Consider the following 20,722-nt stretch of genomic DNA (forward strand, 5'->3'; position numbering starts at 1 on the left):
CTCAGAATGCGGCTGGTAAGAACCGATACATATACTTTACAGAAACTTCCGCTGCACCTTTTTGCCGTCATAGGTAAAAAGGGCTTTTTTGTCTTCCACCACCGTCTGCAGATGAACGCTCCGTCCCCATAGCGCGTAAATATGCGGGAGTGTGCGCTCCAGATATTTCAGGTCCAGCTCAATGCTCTCGTAGCGGTGGGTGATCAGCAGCTCCCCGTTCCGCTCATAATCGGCATCCTCAATGACAAGATAGGGCGAGCCGCCGTTGACCCGGGCCAGCACAAGCTGGTCGCGCACATTTTCCCAGGCTTTATCGGTGATTTTCCATTCCGGGCCCTTCTTCTCGAATACGTAGAGGTCTAGGTCGTTCACCAGTTCCTTCGACAGATAGCTGCGGATGAAGGAGATGTCGGAATCGAGCTCCCGCACCTCGAACATTTTGTCCCGGTCCCAGCGCTTTTCGATGTCCTCGAAGATCTTGAGTCCTAAATAATAGGGATTCAGGCTCTGGCGTGAGGGCTGCACCACAGCCGAATTCAACTTGGCGTATTCCACCGTCTCTTCAGCCGTCAGGTCCAGCTCGCGCATAATCCGCTGATGCCAGTAGGAGGCCCAGCCTTCATTCATGATCTTCGTCTCCATCTGCGGCCAGAAGTAGAGCATCTCGTCACGCAGCATCGTCATGATGTCGCGCTGCCAGTCCTCCAGAACCGTGGAGTATTGCTGGATGAACCAGACGATATCTTTTTCCGGCTCGGGGGGAAAAGGCTTCTTGTTATTCGCGTCAGGTGCCGGCCCAGCAGACTCATCCGGGTCCAGCTCCCACAGCTCACTGTAAGGACTGGCGGGACCGGAATTGCCCGGCGTAGCGCCCTTGCGCTCCTTCATTTTGGCTTCGAGCAGATGGGTCTTGCCCAGCTTGCGCGGCTGGATCAGGCTGGGATCGATATGCTCTTGAATGGACAGCACCGAATCAATGAAGCTCTCCACCGTATCGGTACCATAAGTCACTGAGTAATCATTAATCCGGTCAGCGGTGGCGGACATGCTCTCGACCATATCCCGGTTGGACATGGAGAAGCGCATATTGTTCTTGAAGAAATCGCAGTGCGCCAGCACATGCGCGACAATCAGCTTGTTCTGCACCAGGGAGTTGCCGTCCAGCAGGAAGGCGTAACAGGGGTTGGAGTTGATCACCAGCTCATAAATTTTGCTCAGGCCGAAGTCGTATTGGGATTTCATTTTATGAAAAGTCTTGCCGAAGCTCCAGTGCCCGAACCGGGTAGGCATCCCGTACGCACCGAAGGTATAAATAATATCTGCCGGACATATCTCATAACGCATCGGATAAAAATCGAGCCCGAACCCGGACGCAATCTCCGTAATCTCGGCAATCGCCCGCTCCAGCGCCTTGACCTCATCTTCACCGGGCATGATCCATCTCTCCTTCCAGCATATGCAGCGTTCTTCCTATGTATATGGGGGGAGGGGAGGGAGTATGATGGGGGATACGCAGGCGTTAGAGGACAGATGAGTTTTTGTACAAAGATAGCCTAGCCCATAGCGATTACGCTAAGAGGTTAAGCTATTTATTTGTTCTTCTTAGGATGCGATGCCTTGAATGTATGCGGAAAACAGCAAACATTTGCTGTTGCGTGGGCATGTGGCTCGAATGTATGCGGAAAACAGCATACATTTGCTGGAACGCAGGCATGTGGCCCGAATGTATGCGGAAAACAGCATACATTTGCTGGAACGCAGGCATGTGGCCCGAATGTATGCGGAAAACAGCATACATTGTGCTGTAACGCAGGCATGTGGCTCGAATGTATGCGGAAAACAGTATACATTCTGCTGAAACGCAGGTAATCTCATTCCTCCGGGAGGGTGATTTTGTCCAGTAATTGGGCAAACTCTTCTTCGCTATTACTGTAAGTGGAGATTCCATCCATGCGGTCCTTCTGAGCTTGCAGAAGTTGGGAGAGAATATCTTCATCTTTGAATATGACCGAGGTCATTTGCTGCTTTTGTTCGTCTGTAAGTGTTCTGACCATTCGAGCTAATCTAGGTTTTCTAAAAGCACGAATCTCCACCTTCAACTCCTCATTTCCAGTATGCGACACAATCACCCCATCCTTGGCTTGCAGCAATTCCTTGGTAGCTTCTTTCGGGTCCTGGATAGCACGTATTAGGGCGACATCATCAACATATTTAATGTTTCCTTCGGTATGCGATGCAAGGATTTGCAGCTTAACATATTGATCAGGATAAATCTTACGAACCTCTTTCCATTGCACGGCTGGCACCTCCAGTTGGGCTTGTCCTTTCATTGTATCAGAATATTGCCATTAAAAAGCTCTCCAGAACGATCCTGTATCGTTCATGGAGAGCCTTTTTGCGTGAGGTACATTGACAATCGACTACAAGTCAATTATTATTGACTCGTAGTCATTGACTAAAAGTCAATTATATGCGGGAGATTTATTTATATTATAAGGAGGCTTTTTTCATGAGCAAAAAGGTTATTCTAATCACTGGAGCTTCATCGGGAATCGGCAAGGAAACGGCGAGGAGGCTTTTATCAGAAGGTTACATTGTCTATGCTGCGGCAAGACGGGTGGAACACATGCAGGAGCTCAAGGAGTTAGGAGCAATAACGGTGAAAATGGACATTTCACAAGAGAATGATATTAAAGCATGTGTGGATACCATTATTAAGGAACAAGGCAGAATTGATGTGCTCTTTAATAACGCCGGATATGCTCTTTATGGAAGTGTTGAGGAGGTCAGTCTGAGCGATGCGCGGTATCAGTTTGAGGTGAATCTCTTTGGCCTTTCTTATATAACACAGCTTATTCTGCCGCATATGAGGAAGCAAGGAAGCGGGAAAATTATCAGTACCTCTTCTGTCGCAGGTAAAATCCACGCTCCGCTCGGCGCATGGTATCATGCAAGCAAACACGCGCTGGAAGGGTGGTCGGATTGCCTGCGGCTCGAAGTGAAGAAATTCGGCATTGAAGTCGTTCTTATTGAACCGGGTTCGATCGAAACGGAATTCGCCCAGGTGTCGGGAGCGCCGATGCTGAAGAACTCCGGAAACGGACCCTACCGGGAACTGGCAAAGGCGGTTGCGAAGGTGCATCACAATTCATATAAACCGGGGGCGGCGTTGTCCCCTTCCGTTGTTGCAGAGAAGGTGCTGCAGGCGATCAAAGCTCAAAAACCCAAAACAAGGATTGCCCTTGGGAAAATGGCTAAGCCCGCGATCATAATGAGCAGAGTGCTCAGTGACAGAGCGATGGACAGTATGGTCATGAGTATGATGAAGTAGACATTAGACCTTTACAATATACATGTAAAGCCATACCATTGACTTGGAGTCAATCCGGGTATTTGAAGATCAGGGGTGATGGTATGAAAAGAGCAATGACAGACAGTGCCAAGGCTGAGAAGGCCAAATTAATACTGGATGCAGCTTATGAAATCTACAAGACGAATCCGTTCGAAAAAATCAAAATGACCGATATAGCCAAGGCAGCAAAGGTGTCAAATGGAACCCTTTTCTATTACTACAGCACCAAAGAAACTCTGTTTATGGAAATCGTGTTCAGGGAATACGAGCAGCGGTTTAAGCAGTTTGAAGACCTGTTACGGCCCATTGAAACGATGACCTTTAGTGAGTTTAAAGTGCTGTTCTTGAAAGAGATGGAGAGTATTCTGGATCAGGATTCCGTCTTTATCCGGCTGATTGCCATTAAGAGTACCATCCTGGAGAAAAATGTGGATTATGATACGGCTACCAAGGTCAGTCTGGGCCTGTTCAATTTATTGAATGCCATCGTTCGTTTATTGAGCGAAAGATTGGATTTTATCACGGCGGAATCTTATTATGAATTGCTGCAGGCGCAAAATGCAATAATTATCGGATATGCGAATGCAGCCAGCTTTCCCGCGGCCATGCTCCAGGTTCTCGTCGAACATAAACTGGATGGCTTCAAGCTGGATTTCAAAAGGGATGCCCTCAAGGCCATGGAATATTATTTAGATGGCGTATATGAACGTGAGCGTCAGAAGCGCACCGCTGAATAGCTGAACCAACCATTGCAGCTCTCGGGTAACCAAAAGCTCTCCAAAACGATCCCGCATCGTTCATGGAGAGCTTTTTTACGTGCGCATGTTGGCGAGTCGAAGCCCAGCCTCCTAATTCTCCCTTATTCCGCTTCCGTATAGAACAGTTTAAGCAGAATATTCTGCGGATAGTTTCCGAAGTGCTCCCCGAAGATGGTGAGTCCGCCTTTGTTGTTGGAATTTCCGTCAATCCCAATCCTCAGCTTGATGAAGGGGGAGTCTTCGATTTTTAGCTGGGGAAGGGTGACCGATGATATTTTCTGACCGTCTATTCCGGTATTGTTCTTGGTGACTCTTAAATGCTTCAACAGGCCGTACTGGCTGAGTTCGTTATTCCACCAGGTTGGTGTTAATTTCCCGCGCACATCGGAGAAGTTTCCTGGAGCCGTCCAGGTGCCTAAAAATACATCGTTGATATAAAAAGCAATATCACTTGGCCAATTATTGTTGGATTCAGGAAACTCAGAAGATAGCTCCAAGGATAACTCTAATAATTCGGCAGTGAAATTGTGGTTGAACTCATTCGGAATGATATATTCAACGAAGCCCTCCGCAAACCAAAGTAAGGAAGCCTCGATCCGGTCATTGGAGACGAAGGTCCGTTGATCATCCAGCTTGCCGATAATTTTCGCCTGGCTGGCTAATCCGCAGGTAGGGGTGACGGAGAAGTTAGAATAGTATCCCAGCTTGATTTCATTCGTAATGACTTTAAAAGGAAGATGGAGCTTCTGCGGTAAGTTGAGGGCAATATGATCCACCGCAACAATGAAATTCTTTTTTCGGCTGTCGGCAGCCTCCAGGTTGTCCTGGAGCTTGATGATCCTGGCGTCCTCCAGTAACCGGATATGGCGTGAGACGATCGCTTTGCTTAAGTTAAGTTTTGCGGCCAGCTCACTGACAGTAAGCGGTGTATGCAGTAAGAGTCTAAGAATCGAAGCTCTGGTGTCCGATGCCAGTGCTTTCAGAACAGAAATACCATGATCGTCGAGTTCTAAGAACATATGGACCTCCGGTTGTTAACTTTTTGGTTTACAATAAACAATCTGGTTATGCGCTAATTTTACTTAGTATACCACAAAGTTGAAAATCACAGATAACGCTGATATATCCTTGAAATAACGCTTTCATCATGATAGTATTTGCTTGCCCGCGAGGAAGATTGACTATTAAAACCATAAAAAGTTAACTTTTATTATTGTGGACTACTAAGATGGGAGCTGAAGCTAAATGACACACAGGATGGAATATCCGCGTCCGCAGTTCGTCAGAGACGCATGGCTTAACTTAAATGGAACGTGGCAATTTGAATTTGATGACAGGAATGAGGGAGCCGCGCAGCGATGGTTTGATCCAGGTGAAAGCTTCAGCCGGACCATTCAGGTTCCCTTTGCTTTTCAGACCCCTGCCAGCGGAATACACGATACCACATTTCATGACTATGTCTGGTATAAACGCAATTTCACACTCGATCCGGACTGGTATCAGAAGCGGGTGATTTTACATTTTGGCGCGGTAGATTACAGAGCCTGGGTGTATGTGAATGGTCAATATATCGGGATGCATGAGGGAGGACACACTTCATTTTCTTTTGACATTACCCATGCCTTGACCGGACAGGAGGAACAGGTAACGGTTCATGTGGAGGACCCTTCAACAGACGAGACGATCCCTCGGGGCAAACAGTTCTGGATAGAGCAGCCGGAAAGCATCTGGTATACCCGCACGAGCGGGATTTGGCAGACCGTGTGGCTGGAGGCGGTCAACCCTGTGCATATTCAGCAGGTGAAATTTACGCCGGATTTGGACCATGGGAGTGTTGGGATAGAGGTTAAATCGGAGGGGCATGGATCAGAAGAATTAGATTTGGAACTTCGTATTTCTTTTGGCGGAGCACTTGTGATTCAGGACCGGGTACGATTATTACAGCCTATAACAAGCAGAATAGTAGATCTGTTTGGTCTAAAAATATTCCGTACCAACTTCCATCGCGCCGGCTGGACATGGAGCCCGGAAGCTCCTAATTTGTTCGATGTGGAGATGAAGCTGTACGATCACGGGGTTGAGGTGGACTCGATAGAGTCGTATTTCGGCATGCGGAAGGTTCATACAGAGAATGGTATGGTCTATCTGAATAACAAACCTTATTACCAGAAGCTTGTACTGGACCAGGGGTATTGGCAGGAAGGATTGCTTACAGCGCCAACGGATGACCATCTGAAAAAGGATATTGAATTAGCTAAGGAATTAGGGTTCAACGGTTGCCGTAAGCATCAGAAGGTCGAGGACCCGCGGTTTTTATACTGGGCAGACCGTATAGGGTTCCTCGTATGGGGAGAATGTGCGGCCAACGCCTCTTACAATAATGATGCTGTAGCCCGGTTAACCAAAGAATGGATTGAGATTATCGACCGTGACTTCAATCATCCCTCGATTGTGGCCTGGGTCCCGCTTAACGAGAGCTGGGGGATTCCAATGGTGAAATCGGATAAGCAGCAGCAGTATCACAGCGTAGCCATGTATAGTCTGATTCATTCATTGGATGATACCCGGTTAGTGATATCGAATGACGGATGGGAAATGACGCTGACTGACATTTGTGCGGTACACAATTATCAGCACGGCCGGGCAGATGAGCCCGATAAGTATGAAGAGTTCAAGCGGATTCTTTCTACCAAAGATACCATGCTTGCTTCCAAGCCATCGGCCCGCAGTGTATATGCAGACGGGTATGAGCACCGGGGCGAGCCCATCCTGTTGACTGAATTCGGGGGGATCAGCTATAAGGCCGGCACTGACGACGGCTGGGGATATACCAGTGCACAATCTGCAGAGGATCTTGTTCAGGAATACGGAAGAATCATGAAAGCGGTATACGCGTCCAAGATTATTTATGGATATTGTTATACACAGTTAACGGATGTGGAGCAGGAGATTAACGGCCTCGTAGCCTATGACCGGACACCTAAATGCGATCTGGCGTTAATTAAAGAAATTAACGATCAGTGGCATCTGCGGACCATTTAACCGTGCCTATTTAATAATAAGGAGCTGATGAATTTATGACAAATGAAGGATTGCTGCAAAAAATCGGACTGGTCGTAGACAGGCTTATGAACCTGGGCGGCAGCGACTATGAAAAGGATAAAACCGTGGTTCAGGCCGAGACCAGAATAGGGATTGTGCAGCGGGATTTCGGCATTGAAGAATGGGATTGGCCTCAGGGCGTAGGCCTGTATGGTCTTTACAAGCTGCAGAACTATTATGGCGATACGCGTTATATGGAATTTTTCCGGAATTGGTATTCCCGTAACCTGGAGGCGGGCCTGCCTTCCAAAAACATTAATACGACCGCTCCATATCTGCCTTTGGTGCTGCTCCTGGATCAGCTTGAGCCTTCCGGTGAACTGGAGGAGCTATGCCGGGAGCATGCGGATTGGCTCATTCATGAGCTGCCCAAAACCAAAGAAGGCGGCTTTCAGCATACGGTCACTGCCATTGGCAACCGGGATGGAATTCACCTGCACAACGGACAGCTATGGATTGATACGCTGTTTATGGCGGTGCTGTTTCTGAACCAGGCGGGGCACAAGTTTAACCGGCCGGAGTGGGCGCATGAGGCTGAACACCAGATTCTGCTCCATATCAAATATTTGTTCGACAAGCATACCGGCCTGTTCTTCCACGGCTGGAGCTTCGAACGCAATGATAATTTCGGCAGCATCTTCTGGTGCCGCGGCAATTCCTGGTTCACGTACGGGATCGTTGATTACCTGGAAGCCTGCCAGGATTCGATTAGCCCGGGGCTCCGGCGGTTTCTGATTGATACGTATACGGCTCAGGTCAATGCTCTGGTATCCCTCCAGGCAGCATCCGGTCTGTGGCATACCGTCCTGCTGGACCCGTCCAGCTATGAAGAGGTATCCGGGTCGGCCGCAATCGCTGCAGGGATGATCAAAGGCATCAAAGCCGGTATTCTGGATTCCTCTTATCAGGCTGCGGCAGACAAGGCCATTCAGGCGGTATGTCAAAATATTAGCGCAGATGGAACGGTGCTGAATGTGTCGGCCGGAACCGGTATGGGCATGGATAAGGACCATTACAAGAACATTGCCCTCAGACCTATGGCGTACGGACAGTCCTTAGCTCTTATTGCTTTATATGAAGCGTTAAACTAAACAGCAGAAAGCCTAATCCTTGAGCATGTACGCCAAAGGGTTAGGCTTTTTTTCGCAATAAATTATGTTAAGATTACATCAATAAAAATTTTTTGGCGAACGGGGAGAGAGATGTAATGACTGACTTTACAGCGATTCGGGACCTGTTCCACATTACGGAGCCATGCGGATTCGATAATGATTCGTTGGCACCGTGGATAGAACGTTACGGGCATATTCCGGAGGTGCTGCGGACGTATTATACGGAGCTTGGGGCCCACTCAGCATTGAACGCAACCCAGGATTTTCTGGTTCCGCCTCACAAGTTCCCGCGTTATATGGAAGAAGACTACTGCATCTTTTATACCGAAAATCAAGAAGCCTGTGTGTGGGGAATCCGTGCAGCGGACATGAAGCTTGATAATCCTCCCGTCTATGTGCGCAGCGGAGAGGAATGGGAGCGCCTGCGTTCGTCTGTTAAGGAATTTTTGCTGGCCATGGCCCACATGCAGGCAGTGCTGGCGATGGAGTATAGCAGCGAAGAATATTGGGAGGTTGATGAGGCTGCTGTGGAGCGGATTGAGCAGAGCTTTCCCTCGCGCCAAGCGGATTCGGATTTGTACACGGGTGTTCGTTTTTTTGGCCGGCCGGGTGAATTGATTGTAATTATGAACAACAACGGGGGCCATCTGCTAATGTTCGCGGCCGAAGACGAGGAACGCCTTGATGAATTGTACAACCTCTTTGAGCAGTGGACGGATCAATAGCTCCGCCCGCGTCAAATGGGCCTGACCGCAGTCAGGCCCCGCTCAACATCCATCAAACTGTTTCCGTTTTATTTAAACTGGAACCAGGTTAAATTGGCTACTGTGCTTGAATCGGACTTCACAAAAGTAACATATACCGTATGATTTCCTACAGCTGTTCCGGCACTAATCGGGATATTCTTGAGCGACCATTTCTGCCATCCGCCGGTGCTTTCTGCTGTCCAATAACCCAGCATAGTGCCAGTAGGGCTGTCCAGGTGGAATTCAATTCTTCCGCCGGAGTTAGCAGATGCAACCTTCAGATCAATGCTTGTTTTGGCTGTACTGCCAAAGTCTACATTTTTAAATGCGATATAGTCCCCATTAGTCCCGGCACCCACATTCAGCCCGCCGTCAGTGCTTGACTCATAGGAAAGAACACCTGAGCTAAGGTTATAGCCTTCCGCTTCAAACTTCAAAGTGTTGAATTTGGGAGCTGCAGCATAGCTGTTTGTATCTGTTATTTTCAAATCTGTCAAATTATCTACCGCAACGCCACCGACGCGAACATTATTGATTGTAACTCCAGAGACAGTAGCGGTATCACTCCAGCCCTTCATGATGGAAACCTCACCTAAAGCGCGTAAATTGATATTATTATAGACCACATTTTTGATCGGACCGGTTTTGGCCGACAGATCGAACCATCTGGAGTGAACACCGGATCTTGGCCAGAAGCCTTCCACATCGATATTATCAAAGATGATGTTCTGTGCTGCCGGAGTTCCATATAGATGACCTACTGCTAAAGCGCGCCAGCACCGGTATACAAAAGAGTTTTTAACAACAATGCCGTCCTGAAGCTGTTTCACTCCATCTCCAACCTTGAATGCTCCGCATCTGCTCCAAGCCAAAGCATCATCCACAACTACATTGGACTGGTTCTCAGGAGTTCCCGGCCAGTTTGCAGCGATATCCGTAGTGGCTACATCCCATGTCTTAAAAGAGTAGGTGTCATCCTCCGATACGGCTACAGTGTGCTTGATGAGTACATTCTGGCTCTCTTGAATGTCTATGGCATCATTCTCATAATCCAGCTCATTGTTGTTGAAGTGCTTGGTGTTCTGGAAGGTTACGTTATTCGATCTGGTAACGATTGTAGCCCAGCCGCCGCTGTCTCTGATGGTGATGCCGTCAACCGTGAAGTTGCTACACTGCAAGGGGACAAGAATATTGTTCAAATAATTGTTTGTATTCCTCATATAATGGCCATTGCCGTCAATAGTTCCCCTGCCGTATATCTTAATATTGTTGGCATTGGTTTCGGTATAAATAAACCAGGTTCCATCCTTATTCAGAGAGTTCTTATGGAAATGGGTAGTGTAATCGCTTGGATTTCCTGAACCCCGTATAACCGAACCACCCTCCAGATAAACCGAGACATTGCTTTTTAGAACAATGTTTCCGCTCTTGTACACACCGGCTGGAACGTATACGATACCGCCGCCTGCTGCGTTAGCCGCATTAATGGCATTCTGTATGGCCGTTGTAGCCAATGTGGCACCGGTACTGTCAGCACCGTACTGGGTTTTAACATTGTATATCCCTGAACCGGATGAGGCCGGAACATTGGTTTCAAGCGCATCTGCCGCAATCACCAGATCCTTCAGGTTATTGATTTTAACGATAAGATAGGTTGGCGATGAAAGGGTAAAGGTAAGTGTATTCCCGCTCTTGGTTGCAGTGATTCCCAATGCTTTGGGAGAAATATTATAGGTATTGATAGGCTCGCTGGCTGTTATTGTGATGGTAGTCGTACCTGAAAAAGAGAAATTACAATAATTATAGTTTACAAATACCTCTGAAGTGTCGATGACCGGTATATTGGTAGAGTCTGCTGTTACCGTGTATTGACTGGTCGTGGTATAGACCGATGGTAGTGGATAGCTCACAATTGTACCCGCCGCGTTTGCTGTTAAAGGAACGACAGCTACAATACTGGCGAGCATACAAACAATTAAACTTAATAACCTTAACCGTTTGAACATAAATGAACACCTCTTTCATATTTTTTAGAAAATACTATCTATCCTTTTGTATTCGCTTACAACCTGATTATAGTTTGATAGACGCATCCGGATAAGGCGGGTAATCCCACATTAAGGGCAGATTTCTGCAGCAGCTGTATACAGCAAAAGGAGGCAATCTCCGCCCTGCGGAAATCCCTCCCCTGCACATTCTTATTCTTTTCCAAAAAATGCAGTGTGAAGCCGGCTCAATGAAGAGTTTTCCGACATGGCCTAATAGTCCGCTCCCTTAACCGTACACCCGCACCTCAATAATCTCCGCATACTCCCTGCCGTTGGTCTCCAGAACCACGACCCGCAGACGGCCGGTGGTCACGGCCTCGCTCAGCGTGTGTACCCGCTTGCGCTTATAGTTGCCCTGTGCTTCTGCAATCACAGTCCATTCCCCGCTGATGTAGGCTTCGATCCGGTAATCCTTGACCAGTGTAGGCAGGATCTCGGCGTCTGTGATATGGTGATGCAGGTTGATCAGGTCCTCGTTCACATCGTCATTGAAGGTAACATGAACCTCGCGCAGCGTTACCGGCTCATTCCAGGCCAGCTCCAGCCATTCCGGCTGGCCGGAGGCCATATGGTCCGAGGACCACAGATGCGGGCCGCCGTACGGACGCAGGTAGCCGTCAATCACTTTGTCCGCCGCAAAGGCGCGGGTGGTCCCGGTCAGGCGGAGGCACGGAGCGTTGTGGTCAAATTTCTTTTTGTCCCACAGTACTACCGGCTGGGCGGGTTGATCCGCGAAATCCCGCGAGGCTGCGGGAGTGTCGCTATGCCCGTAGGCAAGCATCCCCGAAGCCGGCTCATCTGCCATATGCAGCGACAGTGCAGCGTTAGCCTTCACGACCAGGAACGCGTTGCGCGGTGTCTCCGGCTTCCATTGCAGCGGGAGCTTCACCCACTGCGCGGGTCCGGTCTGGACGGGAGCGGATGCAGATTGAATCAGCGTATGGGGAACATAATTCTCCGGCCGTCCGGTCTCCCATAACTCGACCGTCAACTCTCCGGCTTCGGCTGCATCGATCAGCAGCTCGATCCCGTCCAGCTCAGGATCAACCGGAACGGTGATGCCGATGTTATTGGTTAGTGGAACGCTGAACGCTGAAGCCTCCACGCTGAACCGGCTGCGTTCGCTGGAGGCGCTGACTGCGGCCGCCAGCGCCAGATCGGCTTCATCCTCGTTGCGCAGCCCGAGGACAGAAGCGTCCTGGCGGAGCAGCGTCTGCTGCAGCTCCTGCAGGTGTTCCGCCTGCAATTCGCGCGGCGTGATTCCCTTGGCGGCGCAGAGCGCAGCACCGGTACCGGCGGCTTCGCCGATGACCGCGCAGGTGGCCATGACGCGGGTCGTGCCGAACGCTACATGCGTAGCGCTAATGTCGCGGCCGGCCATCAGCAGATTGCTGACGTTCACGGAATACAGCGAACGGAACGGGATGTGATAGTTGCCGTCCGAGTACATATGCTTCGAGCCTGATTCTGTAGCGTACACGCCCTGCGGCGGATGCAGGTCAATGGACCAGCCGCCGAAGGCTACGCGGTCCGGGAATTCGCGTTGTGCCAGGATATCGTTCTGATTCAGAATATAATCGCCTATGAACCGGCGGTACTCGCGTTTGCCGGGAATCGAGCCGACCCATTCGAGGGTCATCTGGTCTGCATCGAATTTGCCGGAGTTCTTAATATAGTCCCAGATTCCGTAGATAACCGACCACAGCTCGTCGCGGATCGCCTCATTGTCATGAACGGTATCCTGCTCCCCGCCGAATTCAATCCACCAGTAGGCGCAGCCATTGTCGCCGCTGCGGATGATACGGCGCTCGGTAATCGAGGTCTGAGTAACATCGATAGCCATAGCCGGAGCAATATATTTGACCGGATGGCCGGCGTCCTTGGTGTAGAAGAGCAGGGTGCTGCCCAGCGTAATGTCATCCGGCGTCTCCGGTGCCCATTCTTCATTGAATTCTTCACGCGCTTCGCGGCCGAGCCGGAATTCAGCACCTGCCAGGAACCCTACCAGGCCGTCCCCCGTACAATCCAGAAAGACTGCGCTTTCAAAAGTAATTCTCCGCTCCGAGCCCATCATCCAGCCTGTGACGGAGCGGATGCTCCGCCCGCCACTGCCGTCCTCGTAAGCATCGACCTCATGCACATCTGTATTCAGGAATAGCTGGATATTCGGTTCGGCCTTAATCGCCTCCAGTACGACCATATCCCACAGATAAGGATTGCCGTCTTTGTTGCGGTACTGGTTCTCCACAAACAGCTCGCCCATAATCCCCGTCTCACGGGCATACCGGTGAGTGCCGTGCGAGGTTGCGCCGCATACCCATACCCGCACCTCACTGCTGGAGTTGCCGCCCAGCACCGGCCGGTTATTAATCAGCGCCACACGCTGGCCCAGCCGTGCTGCCGCAATTGCCGCACATACCCCCGCCAGTCCGCCACCCACGACAGTTACATCGGTATTAACCGTTTCACTACGCATTGTTGTATCTCTCCTTTGGTGTGTGTTAATATATCCGTAATTTCATGATAGTTGAATTGATAACCAATTAACATGCATGTAATTTCTAAGAATATATACTTTATTTCAATAGCATCATACGGGGAGGATAAGGCATGCGTACACACTGGTCCGTCCAGCCGGCAACCTATCTCTATTGGGATCAGAAAAAGCATTTTCTGCTGGAGCATGATACCTATCCGGTATGGACGATCTTCGCGGTCGAGCAAGGACAATTCGCTTACCGGTTCGGTGAGCACGAAGGGGAAGGCGGATTCGGGGACCTTATTGTATGTCCGCCCAAGACAGCTTTTTACCGGAGAACACTCACCGCTCTAACCTTCCACTTCATTCAATTCATATGGGAAGAGGAAGGGAAGTCCGAAGAGGACGCCCTGCTTGCGGGCAAATGGACCGTCCGGGATGCGGAGCGTCTCAGGTCAACGTACCGTTATCTGCGGAGCATCGGCAGAGGAGTGCTGGGCGAGCCTGCGCTTGGCAGGATGAAGCATATGGTGGAGGACCTGTGGAGGTTACTTGAAATTGAACACAGCAGCGCGGCGCACAATCAGCAATCCGCAGAGGCCCGTCCCGGTCCGCTGATGCAGCAGGCCAGGCAATGGCTGGAGGAGCATGCCGGTACCTCTATGAGTATGAGTCATTTGGCCCGGCTGCTGGAGCTTACCCCGGTTCAATTGACAAGACAATTCCGGTCTGCCTATGGGACGACCCCTTCGGAATTCGTGACCGGACTCAGGCTTAAGCGTGCCTGCCGGCTGCTGGAGGATTCCACGCAGTCCATCGACCTGATTGCCCAGCAGTGCGGCTATGAGAACGGCTTTTACCTCAGCCGGGTGTTCACAGCGAAGCTGGGAATCACGCCGTCGCAATACCGCAGGCAGCACCGCTTATAGCGCTAACCTGCCTGACTTATGACAATGCCGTGGAAGATTCGGTTTTTGTTTGGAAATAAGCTTCCATTGTTGTGTTAGAATATGAATATACAGATAAAGGAAGGGCACAAAGGATTGCTTATTGCCGATTTTGACCAATGAGGAGGCATCCCAATGGCAGAGCGAAGATGCGGAATTGTCAAATGGTACAAGGCAGATGAAGGGTACGGGCGGATTATGCTGGACGGGCAGGACGGGGAGCATGTTTTTGTACATTTCAGCGAGATTCTGCCGGACCCGCTTAAGGGCCCGCAAGGCTTCAGATTCCTGGAGGAGGGGCAGCAGGTGGCCTTTGATTTATGCGAATTCCCGAACATCTCAGATTCCCAGTACAGGACAGCTAAGAATGTGCGGGTACTGGAGGATTAGAGCAGGCAGGCATTTTGTAAAAAAGACAGATGAACGGGGGACCCACGCTAATGGAATCACTGGAACACTATATGAAGCAGCTCACCGCTGCTGCCGCGCAGAGCGCAGCCTTCCATAAGGAGCTGCCCTTTGGGAAGTGGCGGGCCGCTCTTGCTGAGAGGTTCGCGAAGCGGCTGGGCGGCTTCCCCGCGCAGTCGGCGGCGCTTGCACCTTTGCTGCTGGAGCGGACCGTCTGCAGCGGATACATACGTGAACGTGTAGAGATTACCACTTATGAAGGACTCAGAATGCCGCTCTATCTGCTGCTTCCGCAGGAGCCGGTCTCTTCCCCCTGCCCGGCAGTACTGGCGATTCACGGACACGGCTATGGCAGCCGGGAGATCACCGGCTTGAGCCCGGACGGGTCGGAACGCACAGGCGACCCGGGGCTGCATAAGGATTTTGCCGTCTCGCTGGTGAAGCAGGGCTTCGTGGTTGCTGCACCGGAGGTGCTGGGCTTCGGAGACAGGCGGCTGGCCGAGGATGCGGAGAGCGGAGAGCCCGGCCGCAATTCCTGCTTCCGGCTGTCCTCTGCGCTGCTGCTGGCGGGTCAGACCATGGCAGGTTACCGGATCTATGAGACGATGAGGGCGCTGGATTATCTGCTGGCACGGGAAGAGGTCCATAGCGGCCGGATCGGCATCATGGGCATTTCCGGCGGCGGGCTGGTGGCCGGCTTCACGGCTGCTCTGGATGAACGGATTCACTGTGCGGTGGTCAGCGGGTACGCTAGCACATTCGCTGACAGCATTCTTGCGCGAAGCCATTGTCTGGATAATTACATCCCGGCGATTCTGCTGGAGGCAGAGATGCCGGATTTACTTGGCCTAATCGCTCCCCGCAGCCTGTTCCTGGAGTCGGGGGACCGTGACCACCTGTTCGGACCGGAAGCCGCCCGGACAGCGTTAGCCAGGCTGAAGGACATTTACAGGGCGGCAGGCAGCGAGGAACAGGTAGAAGCTGACTTTTTCAGCGGGGGACATGAGATTCACGGCGGACCGGCATATACGTGGCTGCGGAGACAGCTTGCCGGAGTCTGACACTGGACAGAAGCAACAATCGCAGGATGGTCCTGCAGAATCGCGGAGGCTTGAACTGGAATGGAACAGGAAATACAGCGGATAACTGAATGGATTGGCAGCCGGGAGGAGCGGATCATTATCGGCATCTCGGGCCACGGTGCCTCCGGCAAAACAACGTTTGCCACCGAGCTGATAAGCCGTCTGGGGCAGGATACGGTGAATGTTCTAAATACTGATCCTTACATTATCGGGTCTGATCTCAGGAAGTACGCTATGATCGAATATGAATACAACGGTGAACATTACCGCGACAAAATGACAGCCTGCCACCCGTCCGCCCATCATGCCAGTGCGCTGGAGCGGGACATCCGGATGCTGCGGGACGGGCTGGAGCTGTATTCGATAGCAACCCATTATGCGGAGAGCACACGGCTCACGCCTGACCGCAAGCTTAATATTATCGAGGGGATGAGCGTGGCGTTCACGGACCCGGCGTTATACGATCTCACAATCTATCTGTATACTGATGGCGAGACCGAGCTGGAACGCAGAGGGGTCCGTGATGTGGCCGAGCGGGGGACAGAACTCGCTTACCTGCTGAAATCCCATGAGCAGCGCAGGATTCAATATGAATTATTCATGCATCCCTATCATGAGAATTTCGACATCGTCATCAGGAATCAGCCTTGACGGCTTGAAGCGTCTTCAGAAACCTCTCAATCTGCTTCTTATGGTGCTTGTCATGCGGAAGAAAGCCGCGCAGATGCTTGCGGATGCTGAAGGCTTTGCCGTCGCCATCCTTGTAGGTCTGCTCCAGAGCTTCATCGCTCAGGGAGGCGGCGTAACTGGTGATTTTGCGCCGGTAGAGAATGAATTGGCTGATCGCTTCCTGTACGCTCACAGTCTCCGCATAACGGACGGCATTGGCATTAAACTCATTGAAGTTCAAATGCTGAGAGGTCAGCGGACGGCCCTCCCGGATGCTTACAAAAGCGGCTTCATAGAAATACTTGTCCCACAGCATCAGGTGACACAGCAGGTCTTTAAGGGACCATTTGCCTGGCTCCAGTGGTGTCACCCAGACGCCAGGCTCAAGTTTGGCAAGAGATTCAATGTAGGGAATCAGAGCTTCATATTCCTGAATAAGCTGCATGTTGGTTTTGGCTGCCACGATCATTCCACCTTCTCAAGTAGTATTGGATAAAAGTGCTATATAGACTACTATACCTGAAGTAACCTGACGGCAGCCTGTCAGGTTTGTTAGAACCGGCATGAACAGTGGTATAATCTACGGATAGAATGTCAGTCATACAGGAGGTTCATTATGCAGCAGAGAGTGCTGCTGATTGAGGATGATGAAGCAATCAGCGAGATGGTCAGCTCTTATCTGACCAGGGAAGGCTATATAGTAGATACCGCTTACGATGGAGAGGCAGCGGTCAGCAGGTTCCTTGGCAGTCCGGCGTACGACTTGGTGCTGCTGGATCTGATGCTGCCGAAGCGCAGCGGCACCGATGTGCTGCAGATCATCCGCGGCGGCAGTCTGGTGCCGGTGCTGATCATGTCGGCGAAGGACAGCGATGTGGACAAGGCACTGGGGCTGGGCTTCGGTGCGGATGATTATATCACCAAGCCGTTCTCGATGATTGAGCTGGCGGCCCGGGTGAAGGCGGCGATCCGCCGGGCCGGTTATGCAGCCGCCGGAAGCCAGGCGGCCGTTGGCAGCCTCACGCCGCCCGGAACGGAGCCGCAGCCGGAACCCAAGATAATTACGCGGGGCGGATTAACTGTGGATCTCGATAACTTCGCTGTGCTGAAGAACGGGGAGAATGTGAAGCTCACGGCCAAGGAATTCCACATCCTGAAGCTGTTCGTCAGCAATCCCGGAAGGGTCTTCACGAAGGCGCAAATCTACAGCCTCGTCTGGGAGGAAGACTATTTCGGCGACGAGAATGTCATTAATGTACATATGCGCAGACTGCGCGAGAAGATTGAGGAGGATCCGTCTCATCCGGTATATATCCGCACACTGTGGGGGATCGGCTACAAGCTGGGGGACCTGCCGTAATGATTATCCTGCTGTCCATACTGGTTGTGCTGTTGTTGATCATCATCCTGCTGCAATCCATGAGCGCACGCAAGCATTCACGCCAGCTTGACTATATTCATCACAAGCTGGAGCATATTCTGGAGCAGGGCACGCATGAACGGCTCTTGATGATGAGCCAGAGTCCGCAGGTGCAGCAGCTGCTGACCGACCTGAACCGGCTGCTGGATATCAACCATCAGGGGGCGGTGCAGCGCGCCCGGCTGGAGAAATCGATGCGCGGGATGCTGGCCAATGTCTCCCATGATCTGAAGACCCCGCTGACCGTAGTGCTCGGATACATTGAGACGCTGCTGCATGATGAGACGGTCTCCGCAGAGGAGCAGCAGCGCATCCTGCGCACCATCCACGCCAAGGCTGGAGAGGTGATTACGCTGATGAACCGCTTCTTCGATCTGGCCAAGCTGGAGTCGGGGGACCGGAACATTGTGTTATCCCGGATTGAGCTGGGCGAGGTATGCCGCCGCAATATTCTGGCCTTCTACGATCTCCTTAGTGCCAAGGGCGCCGAGGTGGAGATCGAGATCCCCGATGAGCCGCTCTACATCATGGGCAACGATGAGGCGCTGGACCGGGTGCTGTCCAATCTGCTGTCCAACAGTATTACTTACGGCGATGCTGGCGGAGTGCTTGGACTGAGGCTGTATGCGGATACCGGACGGGTATACATCGAGGTCTGGGACCGGGGCAAGGGCATCGCCGAGGGCCATGAGGACAAGGTGTTTGAGCGGCTGTACACCCTGGAGGATTCGCGCAACCGCGATTACCAGGGCAGCGGGCTGGGGCTGACCATCTCGAAGCGGCTGACCGAGCAGATGAACGGGACGATCTCGCTGAGCAGCCAGCCGTATGTCCGGACGGCGTTTACGCTTTCTTTTCCCCGGCACACCTTCTGAGCTTCTTAAGAATTAAGTAAGATTTCAGTAAGATAAAAGCAAATTCCGCCCTGTAGAATCAGTATCAGGAAGACAAACAAGAGGCTAAAGGGGATAACGGAAATGACGACGATACTGCGGACATGGGATTTAACCAAGGTCTATCAGGATAAGGAAATCGTAAGCAGTGTGAACATGGAGATCAGGCAGGGTGAAATCTACGGGTTCCTGGGACCCAACGGCGCCGGCAAAACGACCGTGATGAAGATGATCACGAACCTCGTGAAGCCGACCGCAGGAGAGATTGAATTCTTCGGTGAAAAGATGACCGCCCGCTCCTACGAAATGCTGAAGCGCATGGGCAGCATCATTGAATATCCGGTGTTCTACGATAAGCTGAGTGCCCGCGAGAATCTGGCGCTGCACGGGGAGTATATGGGCTTTTATGATGCTAACGCGGTAGAGGAAGCACTTGAGCTGGTCAAGCTGAGAGCCGTGGACAGTAAGCCAGTGAAGAACTTCTCACTGGGGATGAAGCAGCGGCTGGGTATTGCCCGAGCGGTGATGACGAAGCCGGAGCTGCTCATTCTGGATGAGCCGATCAACGGGCTGGACCCGATGGGCATTATGGAGCTGCGCGAGGTGTTCCGCATGTTAAGCCGGGAATACGGGATGACCCTGCTGATCTCCAGCCACCTTCTTGGGGAAATTGAGCAGGTTGCCGATACGGTTGGCGTTATTCGCGAAGGCAAGCTGGTCGAGCAGGTGGCGATGGATACGATCCGCAGCCAGAATACACAGTACATTGAGCTGATTACAGGGGAGAGCACGAAGGCGGTATACGTTCTGTCGCACAAGCTGGGCCTGACCAACTTCAAGGTACTGGACCCGCGCACCATCCGTATCTATGAGGATATCCCGCAGCTAACGCTGAGCAAGGCACTGGTAGAAGCCGAGGTCGGGCTGGAGAGCCTGAGCAAGAAGCATCATTCTCTTGAAGATCATTTCGTAGAACTGATGGGAGGTGCCCGCCATGCTTAAGCTGATGCGGCTGGAGCTGCGCAAGAGCAAGTTCACGTTCCTTCGGAGTGTGCTGATTGCAGATCTGGCGATCCTTGGGTTTATGATTCTGCTGATTCTCACCGGGATGGATGAGGGAGACTTCGAGTCGTATGATAATGTGTTTCAAGGCGTGTCTGTATTGGTAAAAGCAACCTATATCATCTTTGCCTCCGTGCTGCTCAGCAAGCTGGTGATCGACGAGTACAAGAGCAATACGATCACAGTACTGTTCATGTACCCGGTGCCGCGCAAAATGCTCATGGCCGCCAAGCTGATCATTGTTTTCCTGTTTACCTTCTTCGGCATTTTGCTGTCGGATGTGGTGATCAGCAGCATTCTTGCAGGAGTGACTTATGTATTTCCTGATGCGATTCAAGGATCTCTAACCCGGGAGCTGATTGTTTCGAATCTGCTGCGGGCCGGAACAGATGCGCTCTATGCGGCCGGCATCGGACTGATTCCGTTATTCTTCGGAATGCGCCGCAAATCGGTACCGGCGACGATTGTCTCCGCCGTCCTGATCGTCATGGTGATCTCCTCCGGCTTCGGCGAATTCCGCATGGGCAATCTGCTTGGAATTTCAGTCACGCTTGCCCTGGCCGGTGCGTTCATTGCCTATCTGTCGATCCGCAATATTGAGCATCAGGATGTAGGTTAAGCCTGCATCCGGTATGGCACTGAAT

The 20,722-nt window shown here is 51.5% G+C and carries 19 protein-coding genes; 13 read left to right on the forward strand and 6 right to left on the reverse strand.

Annotated elements, in window-relative coordinates; genetic code table 11:
• Positions 1 to 36: 36 nt before the first annotated feature.
• A complete protein-coding gene (locus MHI24_RS25310; protein ID WP_340022316.1) occupies positions 37 to 1,434 on the reverse strand; it encodes a SpoVR family protein in 1,398 nt (465 codons plus the stop codon).
• A gap of 437 nt (positions 1,435 to 1,871) precedes the next feature.
• Positions 1,872 to 2,297, reverse strand: a complete 426-nt coding sequence (locus tag MHI24_RS25315) for a hypothetical protein (RefSeq protein ID WP_340022317.1) — start codon at positions 2,295 to 2,297, stop codon at positions 1,872 to 1,874.
• 212 nt (positions 2,298 to 2,509) lie between these two features.
• Here MHI24_RS25315 and MHI24_RS25320 point away from each other — a divergent pair, with 212 nt between their 5' ends.
• The gene (locus MHI24_RS25320; RefSeq protein ID WP_340022318.1) at positions 2,510 to 3,331 is read left to right on the forward strand and encodes an oxidoreductase; all 822 of its coding nucleotides are present in this window, start codon (positions 2,510 to 2,512) and stop codon (positions 3,329 to 3,331) included.
• Between the two features lie 83 nt (positions 3,332 to 3,414).
• Positions 3,415 to 4,089, forward strand: a complete 675-nt coding sequence (locus MHI24_RS25325) for a TetR family transcriptional regulator (RefSeq protein WP_340022319.1) — start codon at positions 3,415 to 3,417, stop codon at positions 4,087 to 4,089.
• 122 nt (positions 4,090 to 4,211) lie between these two features.
• On the opposite strand, the gene MHI24_RS25330 is transcribed toward MHI24_RS25325, so the two are convergent.
• Positions 4,212 to 5,129 (reverse strand): ArsR family transcriptional regulator, encoded by a 918-nt coding sequence (locus tag MHI24_RS25330; protein WP_340022320.1) that lies wholly within the window; start codon positions 5,127 to 5,129, stop codon positions 4,212 to 4,214.
• Between the two features lie 226 nt (positions 5,130 to 5,355).
• Here MHI24_RS25330 and MHI24_RS25335 point away from each other — a divergent pair, with 226 nt between their 5' ends.
• The 3 genes from MHI24_RS25335 to MHI24_RS25345 all read left to right on the forward strand — a co-directional run bounded on the left by MHI24_RS25335 (position 5,356) and on the right by MHI24_RS25345 (position 9,049).
• Positions 5,356 to 7,152: a sugar-binding domain-containing protein gene (locus MHI24_RS25335; protein WP_340022321.1), complete on the forward strand. Its 1,797-nt coding sequence runs from the start codon at positions 5,356 to 5,358 to the stop codon at positions 7,150 to 7,152.
• A 35-nt stretch (positions 7,153 to 7,187) separates the two neighbouring features.
• On the forward strand, positions 7,188 to 8,303 hold the full coding sequence (locus MHI24_RS25340) for a glycoside hydrolase family 88 protein (protein WP_340022322.1): 1,116 nt from the start codon (positions 7,188 to 7,190) through the stop codon (positions 8,301 to 8,303).
• Between the two features lie 116 nt (positions 8,304 to 8,419).
• Complete coding sequence (locus MHI24_RS25345) at positions 8,420 to 9,049, forward strand: hypothetical protein (protein ID WP_340022324.1); 630 nt, start codon at positions 8,420 to 8,422, stop codon at positions 9,047 to 9,049.
• 68 nt (positions 9,050 to 9,117) lie between these two features.
• Here the strand turns inward: MHI24_RS25345 and MHI24_RS25350 are convergent, their stop codons facing one another.
• Together MHI24_RS25350 and MHI24_RS25355 are read right to left on the reverse strand one after the other, a co-directional pair.
• Positions 9,118 to 11,076, reverse strand: a complete 1,959-nt coding sequence (locus tag MHI24_RS25350; protein WP_340022325.1) for a carbohydrate-binding protein — start codon at positions 11,074 to 11,076, stop codon at positions 9,118 to 9,120.
• A gap of 268 nt (positions 11,077 to 11,344) precedes the next feature.
• The gene (locus MHI24_RS25355) at positions 11,345 to 13,594 is read right to left on the reverse strand and encodes an FAD-dependent oxidoreductase (protein ID WP_340022326.1); all 2,250 of its coding nucleotides are present in this window, start codon (positions 13,592 to 13,594) and stop codon (positions 11,345 to 11,347) included.
• A 134-nt stretch (positions 13,595 to 13,728) separates the two neighbouring features.
• Here MHI24_RS25355 and MHI24_RS25360 point away from each other — a divergent pair, with 134 nt between their 5' ends.
• From MHI24_RS25360 to MHI24_RS25375, 4 genes are all read left to right on the forward strand, one after another.
• Entirely contained in the window at positions 13,729 to 14,526 is a 798-nt protein-coding gene (locus MHI24_RS25360; protein WP_340022327.1) for an AraC family transcriptional regulator, read from the forward strand.
• Positions 14,527 to 14,679: 153 nt separating this feature from the next.
• Positions 14,680 to 14,934, forward strand: a complete 255-nt coding sequence (locus tag MHI24_RS25365; protein ID WP_238653243.1) for a cold shock domain-containing protein — start codon at positions 14,680 to 14,682, stop codon at positions 14,932 to 14,934.
• A 50-nt stretch (positions 14,935 to 14,984) separates the two neighbouring features.
• Positions 14,985 to 16,013 (forward strand): alpha/beta hydrolase family protein, encoded by a 1,029-nt coding sequence (locus MHI24_RS25370; protein ID WP_340022328.1) that lies wholly within the window; start codon positions 14,985 to 14,987, stop codon positions 16,011 to 16,013.
• Positions 16,014 to 16,073: 60 nt separating this feature from the next.
• Entirely contained in the window at positions 16,074 to 16,685 is a 612-nt protein-coding gene (locus MHI24_RS25375) for a phosphoribulokinase (protein ID WP_340022329.1), read from the forward strand.
• On the opposite strand, the gene MHI24_RS25380 is transcribed toward MHI24_RS25375, so the two are convergent.
• Positions 16,669 to 17,166, reverse strand: a complete 498-nt coding sequence (locus MHI24_RS25380) for a DinB family protein (RefSeq protein ID WP_340022330.1) — start codon at positions 17,164 to 17,166, stop codon at positions 16,669 to 16,671. The genes MHI24_RS25375 and MHI24_RS25380 overlap by 17 nt on opposite strands.
• 153 nt (positions 17,167 to 17,319) lie before the next feature.
• Between MHI24_RS25380 and MHI24_RS25385 the strand changes: the two genes are divergently transcribed.
• The 4 genes from MHI24_RS25385 (at position 17,320) to MHI24_RS25400 (ending at position 20,697) form a co-directional block, all read left to right on the forward strand.
• Complete coding sequence (locus MHI24_RS25385) at positions 17,320 to 18,063, forward strand: response regulator transcription factor (protein ID WP_340022331.1); 744 nt, start codon at positions 17,320 to 17,322, stop codon at positions 18,061 to 18,063.
• On the forward strand, positions 18,063 to 18,998 hold the full coding sequence (locus tag MHI24_RS25390) for a sensor histidine kinase (protein ID WP_340022332.1): 936 nt from the start codon (positions 18,063 to 18,065) through the stop codon (positions 18,996 to 18,998). Before MHI24_RS25385 ends, MHI24_RS25390 begins: the two co-directional genes overlap by 1 nt.
• Positions 18,999 to 19,100: 102 nt before the next feature.
• Entirely contained in the window at positions 19,101 to 20,018 is a 918-nt protein-coding gene (locus MHI24_RS25395; protein ID WP_340022333.1) for an ABC transporter ATP-binding protein, read from the forward strand.
• Entirely contained in the window at positions 20,011 to 20,697 is a 687-nt protein-coding gene (locus MHI24_RS25400) for an ABC transporter permease (RefSeq protein ID WP_340022334.1), read from the forward strand. The genes MHI24_RS25395 and MHI24_RS25400 overlap by 8 nt, the downstream gene beginning before the upstream one ends.
• Positions 20,698 to 20,722 lie beyond the last annotated feature (25 nt).

Origin of the sequence: Paenibacillus sp. FSL K6-1096, assembly GCF_037977055.1 — a bacterium.
Taxonomy (GTDB): Bacteria; Bacillota; Bacilli; order Paenibacillales; family Paenibacillaceae; genus Paenibacillus_AQ.

Bases quoted from the DNA above. Each gene is read 5' to 3' on its own strand.
- MHI24_RS25365 (WP_238653243.1), top strand. From the start codon at position 14,680: ATGGCAGAGCGAAGATGCGGAATTGTCAAATGGTACAAGGCAGATGAA.
- MHI24_RS25390 (WP_340022332.1), top strand. From the start codon at position 18,063: ATGATTATCCTGCTGTCCATACTGGTTGTGCTGTTGTTGATCATCATC.
- MHI24_RS25325 (WP_340022319.1), top strand. From the start codon at position 3,415: ATGAAAAGAGCAATGACAGACAGTGCCAAGGCTGAGAAGGCCAAATTA.
- MHI24_RS25355 (WP_340022326.1), bottom strand. From the start codon at position 13,594: ATGCGTAGTGAAACGGTTAATACCGATGTAACTGTCGTGGGTGGCGGA.
- MHI24_RS25320 (WP_340022318.1), top strand. From the start codon at position 2,510: ATGAGCAAAAAGGTTATTCTAATCACTGGAGCTTCATCGGGAATCGGC.
- MHI24_RS25350 (WP_340022325.1), bottom strand. From the start codon at position 11,076: ATGTTCAAACGGTTAAGGTTATTAAGTTTAATTGTTTGTATGCTCGCC.
- MHI24_RS25310 (WP_340022316.1), bottom strand. From the start codon at position 1,434: ATGCCCGGTGAAGATGAGGTCAAGGCGCTGGAGCGGGCGATTGCCGAG.
- MHI24_RS25385 (WP_340022331.1), top strand. From the start codon at position 17,320: ATGCAGCAGAGAGTGCTGCTGATTGAGGATGATGAAGCAATCAGCGAG.
- MHI24_RS25330 (WP_340022320.1), bottom strand. From the start codon at position 5,129: ATGTTCTTAGAACTCGACGATCATGGTATTTCTGTTCTGAAAGCACTG.
- MHI24_RS25360 (WP_340022327.1), top strand. From the start codon at position 13,729: ATGCGTACACACTGGTCCGTCCAGCCGGCAACCTATCTCTATTGGGAT.
- MHI24_RS25375 (WP_340022329.1), top strand. From the start codon at position 16,074: ATGGAACAGGAAATACAGCGGATAACTGAATGGATTGGCAGCCGGGAG.
- MHI24_RS25335 (WP_340022321.1), top strand. From the start codon at position 5,356: ATGACACACAGGATGGAATATCCGCGTCCGCAGTTCGTCAGAGACGCA.
- MHI24_RS25370 (WP_340022328.1), top strand. From the start codon at position 14,985: ATGGAATCACTGGAACACTATATGAAGCAGCTCACCGCTGCTGCCGCG.
- MHI24_RS25345 (WP_340022324.1), top strand. From the start codon at position 8,420: ATGACTGACTTTACAGCGATTCGGGACCTGTTCCACATTACGGAGCCA.
- MHI24_RS25400 (WP_340022334.1), top strand. From the start codon at position 20,011: ATGCTTAAGCTGATGCGGCTGGAGCTGCGCAAGAGCAAGTTCACGTTC.
- MHI24_RS25340 (WP_340022322.1), top strand. From the start codon at position 7,188: ATGACAAATGAAGGATTGCTGCAAAAAATCGGACTGGTCGTAGACAGG.
- MHI24_RS25395 (WP_340022333.1), top strand. From the start codon at position 19,101: ATGACGACGATACTGCGGACATGGGATTTAACCAAGGTCTATCAGGAT.